The 12,965-nt window shown below is 60.9% G+C and carries 13 protein-coding genes; 12 read left to right on the top strand and 1 reads right to left on the bottom strand.

What is annotated here, in order from left to right:
* Nucleotides 1-33 precede the first annotated feature (33 nt).
* The 6 genes from hutU (at nucleotide 34) to AC1DV6_RS16625 (ending at nucleotide 6,680) form a co-directional block, all read left to right on the top strand.
* Nucleotides 34-1,725, top strand: coding sequence for a urocanate hydratase (hutU, locus tag AC1DV6_RS16650; RefSeq protein WP_477979378.1), 1,692 nt, complete (start codon nucleotides 34-36; stop codon nucleotides 1,723-1,725).
* Between the two features lie 24 nt (nucleotides 1,726-1,749).
* Entirely contained in the window at nucleotides 1,750-3,300 is a 1,551-nt protein-coding gene (gene hutH, locus AC1DV6_RS16645) for a histidine ammonia-lyase (RefSeq protein WP_477979375.1), read from the top strand.
* Between the two features lie 92 nt (nucleotides 3,301-3,392).
* Nucleotides 3,393-4,013, top strand: coding sequence for a LysE family translocator (locus tag AC1DV6_RS16640; protein ID WP_477979373.1), 621 nt, complete (start codon nucleotides 3,393-3,395; stop codon nucleotides 4,011-4,013).
* A 36-nt stretch (nucleotides 4,014-4,049) separates the two neighbouring features.
* Nucleotides 4,050-4,865, top strand: a complete 816-nt coding sequence (locus AC1DV6_RS16635) for an AraC family transcriptional regulator (protein WP_477979371.1) — start codon at nucleotides 4,050-4,052, stop codon at nucleotides 4,863-4,865.
* Nucleotides 4,866-4,912: 47 nt separating this feature from the next.
* The gene (locus AC1DV6_RS16630) at nucleotides 4,913-6,355 is read left to right on the top strand and encodes a hypothetical protein (RefSeq protein ID WP_477979369.1); all 1,443 of its coding nucleotides are present in this window, start codon (nucleotides 4,913-4,915) and stop codon (nucleotides 6,353-6,355) included.
* A 49-nt stretch (nucleotides 6,356-6,404) separates the two neighbouring features.
* Complete coding sequence (locus tag AC1DV6_RS16625; RefSeq protein ID WP_477979367.1) at nucleotides 6,405-6,680, top strand: hypothetical protein; 276 nt, start codon at nucleotides 6,405-6,407, stop codon at nucleotides 6,678-6,680.
* 56 nt (nucleotides 6,681-6,736) lie between these two features.
* Here AC1DV6_RS16625 and AC1DV6_RS16620 read toward each other — a convergent pair whose 3' ends face one another.
* Complete coding sequence (locus AC1DV6_RS16620; protein WP_477979365.1) at nucleotides 6,737-7,834, bottom strand: AI-2E family transporter; 1,098 nt, start codon at nucleotides 7,832-7,834, stop codon at nucleotides 6,737-6,739.
* A 178-nt stretch (nucleotides 7,835-8,012) separates the two neighbouring features.
* Between AC1DV6_RS16620 and AC1DV6_RS16615 the strand changes: the two genes are divergently transcribed.
* From AC1DV6_RS16615 to AC1DV6_RS16590, 6 genes are all read left to right on the top strand, one after another.
* Nucleotides 8,013-9,002 (top strand): hypothetical protein, encoded by a 990-nt coding sequence (locus AC1DV6_RS16615; protein WP_477979363.1) that lies wholly within the window; start codon nucleotides 8,013-8,015, stop codon nucleotides 9,000-9,002.
* A gap of 18 nt (nucleotides 9,003-9,020) precedes the next feature.
* The gene (locus AC1DV6_RS16610; RefSeq protein WP_477979361.1) at nucleotides 9,021-9,524 is read left to right on the top strand and encodes a DinB family protein; all 504 of its coding nucleotides are present in this window, start codon (nucleotides 9,021-9,023) and stop codon (nucleotides 9,522-9,524) included.
* 59 nt (nucleotides 9,525-9,583) lie between these two features.
* Entirely contained in the window at nucleotides 9,584-9,883 is a 300-nt protein-coding gene (locus AC1DV6_RS16605; RefSeq protein WP_477979359.1) for a DUF705 domain-containing protein, read from the top strand.
* 96 nt (nucleotides 9,884-9,979) lie between these two features.
* Nucleotides 9,980-10,459 carry an aspartyl protease family protein gene (locus AC1DV6_RS16600; protein ID WP_477979357.1) on the top strand — a complete coding sequence of 160 codons (480 nt, stop codon included), beginning with the start codon at nucleotides 9,980-9,982 and terminating at the stop codon, nucleotides 10,457-10,459.
* Between the two features lie 299 nt (nucleotides 10,460-10,758).
* On the top strand, nucleotides 10,759-11,034 hold the full coding sequence (locus AC1DV6_RS16595; protein ID WP_477979355.1) for a hypothetical protein: 276 nt from the start codon (nucleotides 10,759-10,761) through the stop codon (nucleotides 11,032-11,034).
* A 19-nt stretch (nucleotides 11,035-11,053) separates the two neighbouring features.
* A complete protein-coding gene (locus AC1DV6_RS16590; RefSeq protein WP_477979353.1) occupies nucleotides 11,054-12,922 on the top strand; it encodes a serine hydrolase domain-containing protein in 1,869 nt (622 codons plus the stop codon).
* Nucleotides 12,923-12,965: the final 43 nt, after the last annotated feature.

Here is a 12,965-nt window from a genome sequence, read left to right as displayed (position 1 = left end):
TATTTCAACCCCTGTTCCTGTACTGGAGCTTTCATGTCCGCAATCCTCCCTGCCGGCCCGCGTCCGGTACGCGCGCCTCGTGGTACCGCCATCACCTGCAAAAACTGGCTGATCGAAGCGGCGTATCGCATGCTGCAAAACAACCTGGATCCGGAAGTCGCCGAGAACCCGGACGCATTGGTGGTCTACGGCGGTATTGGCAAGGCCGCGCGCAATTGGGAATGTTTTGAAGCCATCCTGACCAGCCTGCAAAACCTGAACGAAGACGAAACACTGTTGATCCAATCCGGCAAGCCGGTTGGCGTGTTTCGCACGCATCCCGATGCGCCACGCGTGCTGCTGGCCAACTCCAACCTGGTGCCCAAGTGGGCGACCTGGGAGCACTTTGACGAGCTGGACCGCAAGGGCCTAATGATGTACGGCCAGATGACGGCCGGTTCGTGGATTTACATCGGCAGCCAGGGCATTGTGCAAGGGACCTACGAGACCTTTGTCGAAGCCGGCAAGCAGCACTACAACGGCGATCTGGCCGGCCGGTGGATTCTGACCGCGGGCCTGGGCGGCATGGGCGGCGCGCAACCGTTGGCTGCGAGCTTTGCGGGCGCTTCGTCGCTGAACATCGAATGCCAGCAAAGCCGCATCGACTTCCGTTTGAAGACGCGCTATGTCGACGAGCAGGCGAAAGATCTGGACGACGCACTGGCACGTTTGGCGAAGTACGCCAAGGAAAAGAAAGCCGTTTCCATTGCGCTGTTGGGCAACGCTGCGGACGTCTTACCCGAGATGGTCAAGCGCGCGAAAGCCGGTGGTCTGCGTCCTGATCTGGTCACCGATCAAACCTCTGCGCACGACTTGGTGAATGGCTACCTGCCCAGCGGCTGGACTGTTGAAGGCTGGCGCGCCGCGCAGGCGGATACGACACAACACGCTGCGTTGCGCGTGGCTGCGGCCAAGAGTTGTGCGGTGCATGTACAGGCCATGCTGGATTTCCAAGCTTTAGACATCCCTACGGTGGACTATGGCAACAACATTCGCCAGGTCGCTTTCGACCAGGGCGTCAAGAACGCGTTTGACTTCCCCGGCTTTGTGCCCGCCTACGTGCGCCCGCTGTTCTGCAACGGCAAGGGCCCGTTCCGCTGGGTTGCGCTGAGCGGTGACCCCGAAGACATCCGCAAGACCGATGCGAAGATGAAAGAACTGTTCCCCGAAGACGCGCATCTGCACCGCTGGCTGGACATGGCGGGTGAGCGCATCGCGTTCCAGGGCCTGCCTGCACGCATTTGCTGGATCGGTTTGGGCGAGCGCCATCGCGCAGGTTTGGCGTTCAACGAGATGGTGAAGAGCGGCGAACTGAAGGCACCCATCGTCATTGGCCGCGACCATCTGGACAGCGGTTCCGTGGCGTCGCCGAACCGCGAGACCGAAAGCATGAAAGATGGCAGCGATGCCGTGTCCGATTGGCCGCTGTTGAATGCGCTGCTGAACACTGCAGGCGGTGCAACCTGGGTGTCGTTGCACCACGGCGGCGGTGTGGGAATGGGCTACTCGCAGCACAGTGGCGTGGTCATCGTCTGCGATGGCACGGAAGCTGCGGCCAAGCGCATTGAGCGCGTGCTGTGGAACGATCCTGGCACCGGCGTGATGCGCCATGCGGACGCGGGCTACGAGTCCGCCCAGGATTGCGCCCGCGAACAAGGCCTGAATCTGCCCATGCTGGGCCGTTGATTTCATTGCGACGATAGACAAAACATGACAAAAACACTGACCCTCCAGCCCGGCGCCCTGACGCTGGACGACCTGACCGACATCCACCGCGAACTGCACACGCTGAGCCTCGCACCCGCTGCACGCGAAGCGATCCGCAAGTCGCATGCCATCGTCAAAGCGGCGGCAGAAGGCGACGAGCCGGTTTACGGTGTGAACACCGGCTTTGGCAAGCTGGCTAACAAGCGCATCAGCAAAGACCAGCTCGCCACGTTGCAGCGCAACCTGATCCGCAGCCACAGCGTGGGCGTCGGCGAACCGCTGTCGGCGCCCGTGATGCGCCTGATGATGGCCACCAAGGCGGCCAGCCTCGCGCGTGGCCACTCGGGTGTGCGCGAAGTCGTCGTCGATACGCTGCTGGCGGTGCACAACGCGGGCCTCGTTCCCTTTGTGCCATCGCAAGGTTCGGTCGGCGCATCGGGCGACCTCGCGCCGCTGTCGCACATGAGCCTGGCGCTGATGGGCGAGGGCGACATGCTGGTGGAGGGAGTTCGCGTCCCCGCGGCCGAAGCGTTGAAGAAGGTGGGCATCGCGCCGCTGGCGTTAGAAGCCAAAGAAGGGCTGGCGCTGATCAACGGCACACAAACTTCGACCTCGCTGGCGCTGCATGCGCTGCTGGCCTTTGAGCCTGTGCTCGAAGCTGCGCTGGTCATTGGCGCGTTGACGCTGGACGCGGCGCGTGGCAGCGACGGTCCGTTTGATCCGCGCATCCACGCTGTGCGCGGCCAGCCTGGTCAGATTGACACCGCGCAGTACTACCGCGCGCTCCTGGTTGGCAGCGAGATTCGCAAGTCGCACGAAGAGGGCGATGACCGGGTGCAAGACCCGTACTGCCTGCGCTGCCAGCCGCAGGTCGTCGGCGCCTGCCTGGACCAGTTGCGCCACGCCGCGCGCGTGTTGCTGATCGAGGCCAATGCCGTGACCGACAACCCGCTGGTGTTCCCTGACGATGGTGCGATGATTTCCGGCGGCAACTTCCATGCCGAACCCGTGGCACTGGTTGCCGATGGCATGGCGCTGGCGATTGCCGAAGTGGGCGCGATTGCCGAGCGCCGTATCGCGATGCTGATCGACAGCGGCGTATCGCGCCTGCCGCCATTTTTGACTGCCGATGCGGGCTTGAACAGCGGCTTCATGATCGCGCACGTCACTGCCGCAGCACTGGCGTCGGAGAACAAATCCCTGGCCCACCCCGCCAGCGTGGACAGCTTGCCCACCAGCGCGAACCAGGAAGACCACGTGTCCATGGCCACCTTCGCCGCGCGCCGCCTGCAAAGCATGATCCATAACACGGCCCACATCTTGGGCATCGAACTGCTGGCCGCCGCGCAAGGTATCGAGTTTTTGCGCCCGCTGAAAAGCTCTCCCGTGCTGGAAGAGGTACATGCGCTGTTGCGAAAAGATGTGCCCGCGCACGATGTGGACCGCTACCTAGCCCCCGACATTGCACATGCCACGCAACTGGTGCGCGACGGCGCGGTGGCGAAACTGTTGAAGCCCATGAAGGACTTGCCCAAGCTGTGGATTCCGGGGTGATCTGATTTCGCAGAATCGCGCAATTTCGTTCAATACAGATTGATCGCAACCTAAGACACTGCACCCCATCGCATCATGCAGTGGAGAGGGTTATGCAGGCAGTGTTGGTATCAATGGTGGTTTTTGCGCTGATTGGGGGAATCACCCCAGGGCCCGTCAACGTGCTGGCGGCGAACCTGGGTGCGCGCTGGGGCTGGCAAGGCGCCTGGCCGCACGTGTTGGGCGCGTCCATTGGCTATTGCGCCATGGTGGGAGCGATGGGCTCAGGGCTGCAACTGTTGCTGGCACAACACCCTACGGCCACGCTGCACATCCAATGGTTGGGTGCTGGCTACATTCTTTTTTTGGCCTTTCGTATTGGCACTGCAAGCGCCGGCACGCCACCCAATGTCAACCCGCTCTGGAAGTTTCGCTCTACCCAATTGCAAGGCCTGTGGAGCGGATTTCTAACGCAGACGCTCAACCCCAAGGGCTGGCTGGTCGCCATGTCCGGTATCGGAATGTTCGTGGCCGGGGCTGCCGATGAGGTTCTCCACCTTCAGGTCTTCTGCGCTGTGTCGCTGGTTGTGTGTTTTATCGCCGTATCCGCCTGGGCGGGTTTGGGCGCAGCCATCAAGGGCTGGATGGCCGAACCGCAACACCAGCGGTGGTTCAACAGAAGTTGTGCCCTGGCGCTGGCCGCCTGTGTGCTGCCCATGCTTGGCAATGCCTAGGCTGGCTTACCATTCAACACCAACTGAAGGATGGACGTGGCCACCGTTACCCCGCACATTTTTGCCAGGCATCCGCAATTGCCGGATGTGGAAGTTCGCACGGCGCGGGGCTCTGCCGCCTGCTACTGGACGCATACGCATGAGGAGTATTCGATAGGCATCATCGATGCTGGCGCCGCCGTGTATGACCACGGCCCCCACCAGGCCCGCATTGCTGCTGGCACCACCGTGATGGTTTCGCCGGGTCTGGCCCACTCCTGCAACCCCGAGCCCGGGCAGGTGTGGTCTTACCGCATGATGTTTTTGCAGGCCCCGTGGGTGTTGCGCAGTTTGGGCCTGGACGCGGCGCTCGGTACCGGCCTGTCGGCACCGCCCTTCAAGCAGTCCCTGCTGCAATCTCCCGGTGTCTACCGCCGGATGGATCGCATTTGCAAAGGCATTGCGTTGGTATCCAACCCGCTGGCCATTGAGGAGGAGCTGGTGGCCTTGCTCGGCACCTTCATCAGCCCCACTGCCAAGCCCACAGCGGGCATAACCGCCGTGTCACCGGCTCTGCAACGCGCCAAGGACATATTGAACGAGCGCCTTGAGGAATTGGTGACATTGGAGGAGTTGGCCCAGCAGTGCGATATGGATGCCTTCCAGCTGATTCGAAAATTCAAGGCGGCGTTTGGTCAATCGCCCCATGCCTTTCAGCTGGACCAACGCATCAACTTGTCCAAGCGGCTCCTGAAGCAGGGGCATAGCCTGGCCGAGGTCGCGTTTCGTTTGGGCTTTGCCGACCAGGCGCATTTCCAAAGGCACTTCAAGAAGCGCCACGCGATCAGCCCCAGTGCCTATCTGCGGGGCTAACAACCCCCATTTTTATCAGCCGCATTGGCGGCTTTCTTTTCGACGACATGACTTCATTGATTTCCATTTTTTTCAAATTTCTTGGCCGCATCAAGGCCCAAGTCGCTTGGTGTGCCGCACTGGGTTTGACGCTGACACTTGCCGCTTGTGGTGGCGGTGGCGGCGGTAGTGCAAGTGGTGGAAGCGAAAGCCCGCCTCCACCCACCCCTCCGATCAGCGTGAGCACGGCCGGGCTTGCCACCATCAAGGTGCGTTCTCAAGCACGCGGCTACGTGATGCTGGAGGAGCGCCTCATCTCGATTTTTGAACAAGGCCCGGTGCGGCGCATCAGTGTCGCCCTCAACAACGGGGCGGCCAGCGGCAGCTATGCAGCGCCAACAGGCTGGTCGGTGATCGACTTCGCGCTGCACCCTTCTGGCGACATCACCGTGGCGCTGGCGGACCTGCGCAATGTGCGGCTCGTGCGCCTGGACCGCTTTGCTGTGGTGCGCAACGAGATGGCGCTGACCGATGCCCAGGCGCCGCTGGATCCTTACTACAACCTGGATGGCGGCGCCAAAGACGATACCTCCATGGTGCCGATCCTGATGCGCGATGCAATACGACTGGTGCCACTGGGCGAAGATGTGGGGGTGGCACTGCGCACCGGGCGCAACGCGGTGGTCGCCTACCGATACAACTACGGCACTGCCGGCTACGCACGCGCCTGGCGGACCCTGGTGGAGCCCGGTACATCCATCGCCGGCCACATATTGCGCGAAGGCAGCTTCGATACCTTCGGTCAACTCGAAAACCATGTCCGCGTGACCTTTGACGCAGACGCCGACGGCAACATGGCGGTCGGCGCCGTCGGCGACACCATGCTTTCGTTTGTGTTCCAAGCCCACGCCCTGCATTTCGTTGAGCCCATCAATGCCGTTAACGGCGTGCTGGTGACCCGTCTTTCCCCCTCGGGTACTCGCCTCGGGACCACACTGGTGGAGACCGTCCGCCGCAGTGAGGCACACAGCCTGCGAGCAGCCAACGGCAACTTCGCGGTTGTGGGCCGCGTATTCAGTGAGCAACGGACTGATGGAACCGGATGGAACGCTTACGCGGCCATCGTCAACGGCACGAGCGGCGCAATGCATGCTTATCGGGTGCTCGATGTCGATCGCGGCGACGTCCTGTTTGACATTGCCCCGCTGGCGCAGGGCCGCTATCTTGTGGGTGGTGCGACCGGCTATATCCAGAACCCGGGCGGCGCCAGTATTTCGGAAGAGGGGCAGCCTCTGTTGGCGGTCCTGGAAGAAGACGGCAGCCTGCGCCAGCGTATTGCGTTTACCGGTGGGCCGCGCCAAAACCAGGTGCGCTCGCTATGGCAACACAGCACCGGCAATTGGCTTATTGGCGGGCTGGTGAACGGACCGGGCACCCACTCTGGCGACGGCGATTTGTCCCGGGTCACCGCGGATGGCTTTGTGCGCGAAACAGTGCTGACCGTGCCGTGACCCACGGCTGCGCCCACACGCTACCATTGACCAACGGAGAGTGAAAACCATGTTCAAAATCTACTGGACCGACGAGAACAACCAGACCCATGGCGAGGAGACCGCCGAGCTGGTTCAGGCCCTGAAAATCACCAAGGACAAGCGCGACGCGGGCTACAGCTTTGTCACCATGGCCAGTGAGAACACGCAGCATGTGGGCAAGCCAGGCGTGGACACCATCGTTGACGGCAAGACACCCGATGGTCAGGACTACGACTGGTCCAAGGCCGGGCGCGCCGGCAGGCCGCGCAGGAACGACAAGCTCATCACCAACAAAGACCGTTGAGCTGCATTCGGCGCGGCAATGGCACTGCGTGGTCGCCGCGTGAATGCCGTTTGCAGCTATTCAGTACCTTGGTCTTCGCTGGCGGTTTCGGTCAGAGCCGGACTGGAATAGATATGCCAAACCGCCATGAACATGGCCGCAATGGCAGGCCCCACAACAAATCCGTTAATCCCCATGACGGCCATGCCGCCCAGCGTGGTGATGAGCACGACGTAGTCGGGCATGCGTGTGTCTCTGCCAACAAGAATGGGTCGTAAAAGGTTATCCACCAAACCAATCACCAGCACACCCCACGCGGTCAGCGCCAGGCACTGCCACAGGGCTCCCTGCATGAGCAGGTAGATGGCCACAGGCACCCATACCAAACCGGCCCCCACAGCGGGTAGCAGCGACAAAAAGGCCATCAGAACGGCCCACAGTACCGGCGCACCTATGCCCAGGACCCAGAAGGCCACTCCACCCAGTGCACCTTGCAAAGCGGCGACAAACAGGTTGCCCTTGACGGTGGCGCGAATCACGGTAGTGAACTTGAGCCCAAGCTCCCGTTTGTGTGCATTGGACAGGGGGACTCCCTTGCGCACGGTGTGCAAAACGCTGTCGCCATCGCGAATCAGGAAAAAGGCCAAGTACAAGGTGACAAACAGGTTGGCGACGAAGTCAAAGGTGAACTGCCCGATGCTCAGTGCCTGGGTGGCAATGAACTGCGATGCCTGTGACAGAAGTACGCCGACACGTGCCTGCAATCGGTCGAAGTTGGTAAGGCCAAAATAGTCCAACACCGAGCCCATCCAATTTGGTAAAGCTTCAAACACTCCACGGAAATACCGGACCGGGTTCAGTTCGCCAGACTGCAGTTGCTGAAACAAATTTGTGGCCTCGGTGGCTATGGAGATGGTAATCAGCACGAACGGCAACACCACGACCAACAGCACTACGAGCATGGTGAGCAATGCGGCCCTGTTGCGATGGAACCGCATGCGCGGAAGCAGCCAATGCTGCATTGGCGTAGCCAGCAAAGCAATGATGAATCCCCACAATATCGCGCCATAGAAGGGCAGCAAGATCCAGCCCAGTGCCAGCGATATGCCAATGAGAAGAACGAGCAGCGCGGGCTTGTCTGCCAAGCGCGCTGCGGATGGTTTATGTGCGGTCATGGCGCATTGTCACCCAGCGTCCACGCACCGTCTTATTAGGCCATTTCGCGCGTAAGCGAGCCGGTGGCGCACCCCGGGAGCGTGACATTAGGGCGCTGAGGCCAGAAAACGAAGAAAATAGGCGCAACCCTCTCGTCCGCTTGGACCCGCTGGGCATTTATCTTTATCGAGGTTTCCCATGAATCAGTCCGCCGCCGAACGCCCTGACCCAACGATCCAACGCAAGGCCGCCATCGCGCGCGGCGCCGCGCTGGAACACACCGGCAAGGTTCAGATCAAGCCGATCCCGAAATTCGATCTCGACCGCACTATCTTCAAGACCCTGGAGGGCGGTGCTGCCCGCTACGTGATGACGACCCGGGTGGGCAAGGAGGCGCACTTTGACACTGCTGCCGCAAAGGCCGTGCAGGCCGAGTACGTGGCAGCCCGCGCAGCGCATACGCTGCCTCCCGTGAGCCCGGAGCTGATGAACTTCCTGGTGAGCGAGTGCGACTTCAATGTGGAGCATGCCGACGGTTCCTTCCTGGACCACCTGTATTTCTGCTTTGAGTACAGCGTGCAGCACTACCCCCAGCACTCCGCGCTGGTGATGCTGCTGCACTCCATCCTTGGCACCGGCACCAACACCTTCGCAATGACCGCCGACAAGATCCCGGCGCTGCAACCGCTGATGACGCCCTGGGAGTGGACACAGGTGGAAGCCTTCCCCTCGGTGCTGCGGCTGCTCTATGCCGGCCCGCTGCGCCAGGAACTGCGCGCAAACGCCCAGCGTGCCGATGCCATGGCTTCGATCTCCTTCCATCGTGTGATTGACAACGCACCGATCACGATGAGCGGAGAAGACTTCTGGACCGCGCTCAATTACCAGCTGATCCATCTGGTGGATTTCCTGCCGGTGGCGAACTGGCCGCTGCACCAGAACGACACCTCGTTCATCCTGTTCCGCGATCTGTACGACCTCTTGGAGAAGGCCGGCAAGCGCGAGGCTATCGTGGGTTACACGCCCACCTCCGGCCCGCGCAAAGCAGAAGGAGAGTCGCAGGGCGTAGGCGAATGGCTGACCACCCTGATCCCGGTCAGCGTCAGCGAAAAGATGGCGGCCAAATCGGTGACCCGTTTCTCAGAGCGCATCGGGCACTCGCTCGACTACCGCATCACCTGGGCCTGACCCTACAACGGACTCCCCATGTCTCTTGCGATATTGAAAACCCTCTATGCCCAAAAGACGTGGGCCAATGCCGAGCTGTATGACCGCGTAACCACGGTGGATGCGGTCCAGCACGCCGAGCCGCTGCACACCGCGATTCGCACGCTGAACCACATCTACGTGGTGGATCGCATCTTCCGCGCCCATTTGCTGGGCGAAGCGCATGGCTATGCGCAGACCAACACGGAAGAAACGCCCACACTGGGGGAGCTTCATTTCGCTGCGGCCGAAACGGACCTCTGGTTCGAGTCTTACCTCACCGGGCTGGACACAAACGCTTTGGCAGAAAGCCTGCGTTTTCAATTCACCGATGGCGATGCCGGGCGCATGACACGCGAAGAGATGCTGTTCCACGTGGTAACCCACGGCGCCTACCACCGCGGCAACGTGGGCCAGGTGCTCAAGGGCATAAGCATCACGCCGCCGCGCGATCTGTTGACCAAGTTTTTGCACCAGCGCGAGCCTGCCCGACGGCAGGGCTGAGGGTTTCTTGATTCAATGGACTGGGCGGAACAACTGAATAGGTCGCCCTTAATCGTTTTATGACCCCAAAAGTTATTTTTGTAGATATTGACGACACGATGGTTCGGTCGGTCGGCGTTAAGCGCATTCCGATGCCCGCAGTGATTGAAAAAGTAAAACGCCTTAAATCTGAAGGTGCGACGTTGTACCTGTGGAGTTCTGGCGGCGCCGAGTACTGCCGGACTACTGCGGCCGAACTTGATATCACGGATTGCTTCGATGGCTTCCTGCCCAAGCCAACGGCCTACATTGACGACCAGCCAGTGCATGAGTGGCGGTTTTGCAAGCATCTATATCCGTCGCAGGCCGAGGATGCATAGCCTGGTGTGCGGCGAAAGCGGACTCCCAGTAGCCGCGTCCAGTTGGATAGGATCTCCGTGGCTTCCCCACACATTGTTCGTTAGGCGTCACAACTCATGATCAACTACTGTCGGCTCACTATTGGATCCCTCTTACAGGTGGCGCTATTGAGCGCGCATGCAACGGAAACGCCATGTGGATCAAACGTTTCACTTCACCTATTTGCTGAGAGAACTGGACACGTTTCGGTCTCAATCGATATTGCAGGGCAGCCAGTCCGCTTGCTTGTCGATACCGGGGCAAACGTGAACACGTTGGATCTAAACGAAGGTCGCAAGCTGAATCCGGTAGTGCTGGGACAGCCTGGTCAACCGCAAGGTTATGGCCGCACTCAACTTCGCGTATCCGCAGCTGGAGTTGATCTTGGAATGCAGGAGTTCTCAGTGATGGACCTCTACTTCATCAACATCCCGTCGAAGAAGTACAACACTGAACCTTTTGTAGGTCAGCTTGGGGCAAGTTTCTTCACTCAATTTGGGGCTCGCATCCTCTTCGACAAAATGACCCTCTGTCTTTCCAAGACTTCAATCAAGTAGTCCCCGCCTTAGTGACGTCAGACCTAACCGCCAAACCTAAAGATACGTGTCCGCTTTCTAGCGACCAAAAAGTCTGACAGCGGACTAAAGCAGACGCATAAGTTGTGACTTGCAAATTCGCATATGTAATTCCGGCATCTTCTATTAGAGTTTTTGCTCAGGTGCGCATTGCTTGCGATTGAAATGGAAGCGGCTCATGCCCGGTTCCAAGGGGATGACGTCCCACTTCTTCACGCATGAAACGGAGTCTTTAAGACACCGTTTAGACTCGTCGCACCTCCATTTCTTCCAGTTTCTCAATGCCCACAACCACCAATCTCTCCACTACCGCCACCTCCGAATCCCAAGCCTGGGATGCGCTAAAGACATTGGGCGACGCTGCGCTCGCGCAGGGCGGTTTGCAGGCGGTGTTGCAGATGTTTGTGGGTACGCTGACTGGCGCCGAAGAAGTGGCGCGCGTGAGCGAAGAGGCGGGGCACCCTGAGAGCATGACGTCTGAGGTGATCGCACAGTGGATCACTACCGACTACGTGCCCGGCATGCAGCAGGCGATGGCGCAAGGTGATGCAGCGTAGTCCGCAGGGTAAGCATTCAATGAACCCACTATTCCCGGCTTTGCGCCTGCCGCTGGCCATCGGCGCTTTGACCCTGCTGGCAGCGTGTGCCACCCAGATGCCCGCCGCCCCAACGCAGGTTGCGCGTGGCGATTTCGGCGCTGTGCAGCGCTATGCGACCACGCTGAGTGAGCAGGCGATTGACAAGAAGTGGGTGCAAGGCATCAGCATCGCGCTGGTGGACGACCAGCGTGTGGTGTGGTCTGGTGGTTTTGGCTATGCGGATGTGGAGGCCCAACAATTGGCCACGGCAGACACGCTGTACCGCGTGGGCTCCGTCGCCAAGCTGTTTACCGACACGGCCGCCATGCAACTGGTGGAGACGGGCCAGCTGAAGCTGGACGAACCGGTGAAGGCCGTGCTGCCCGGTTTCTCACCCAAGTGGTGGGACGGGTCCGCAGCGCCCATTACCCCTCGCATGCTGATGACGCACCACTCGGGCCTGCCGCGCGATGTGCAAAAGTCGTTTCAGAGCCCGCAGCCTCCGCGCTTCACCGACGAGGCGGGCAACTTTGACGGCTATCTGGCGTACCGCCCGGGCCAGATGTTCTCGTATTCCAATGTGGCCCTCAGCGTGCTGGGCTCCATGGTGGAGAAGGCCAGCGGCATGCGTTTTGAGGACTACATGCACACCGCTGTGCTCAAGCCCCTGGGCATGCGCGCTTCCGCGTTTGACGTAGCCGCGCCGCAGGATGCAGCGATGGCCAAGGGCTACCGTGGCGCTACGGTGCTTGCGACAGTGCCAATGCGCGATGTGCCGGCAGGCGGACTCAACAGCAGCGCGAATGACCTGAGCCGCTTTCTGATGATGGTGTTTGCACAGGGGCAGGCCGGCGGCCAGCGCGTGCTGCGCCCGGAATCGGTGGCCGAGATGCTGCGGCCGCAGAACACGAATGTGCCTCTGGACTTTGACAGTCGCATGGGCCTGGGCTGGTTTCTGCAAAGCCCCGACACAGCGCGCATCGCGGGCGGCGGCTGGAACGCGATGCACGATGGTGCGATTGACGGCTACCGCAGCACGCTGATGGCATTGCCGGAACAGAAGCTGGGTGTCGTGGTGCTGACCAACTCCAGCGCGGGCGCCGGTATCGCGCGCACGATTGCCGCGCAGATGCTGAAAGTGGCACTGGAGGCCAAGACCGGCATCCGCCAACCCGGCACGGATGACGCCGAGTCGGGTGGGCTTGCGGCCAAGCCCGGCTTTGTGGATACACCGCTCACTGCGGAGCAACTGGCAAGCTGGCCGGGCCACTACAGCACCCGCCTGGGGCCTGTGCACATTTACACCGCTGACAACAAGACCTTGTGCATCGATGCGCAGGGCTTCAGTGGTGATTTGCTGGAGCGCAAGGATGGCCACTTTGGCTTGCGCTACAAGCTGCTGGGTCTGCTGCCCGCTCCGCTCGGCCCACTGGGTACGCAGGGCTTCTCGCGCCGCACCGTGCAGGGCCGGGAATTGATCACCGCGCGCGAATATGGGCGCGACACACTGGTTGGCGAGAAGCTGCCCGCTGCCGCGCTGGTGCCGACACTCACACCGGCGCTGCGCGCGTTTGTGGACACCTACAGTGGCAGCTACACATCGGTGGATACCGGCGACGACAAGGTCGAGTTCAGTGGTGTGCGCGTGTTCGAAGACCAGGGCGTTCTGATGGCGGAAGTGCAGTACACAGGCCGTCCGCAAACCCGCCGCATGATGCTGCGCCCGATCAGCGGCACACAGGCCCTGGTACTCGGTTCACTTGCCGATGGCGGTGACTTGATCCAGGGCGTAACCCAAGGCGATGCCCAAGTGGAGCTGCACGCCATGGGACTGCGGTTTCGCAAGGTGGCGCCAGCCAGGCTTTGACGCGAAGGGGATACGCCTGCGGATGCTACAAAATCAGTAGCTG

This window comes from Rhodoferax sp. P2_H8_2, assembly GCF_056403235.1.
The sequence above is the reverse complement of the archived record's forward strand: the minus strand, read 5'-3'. Positions and strand labels throughout refer to the sequence as shown.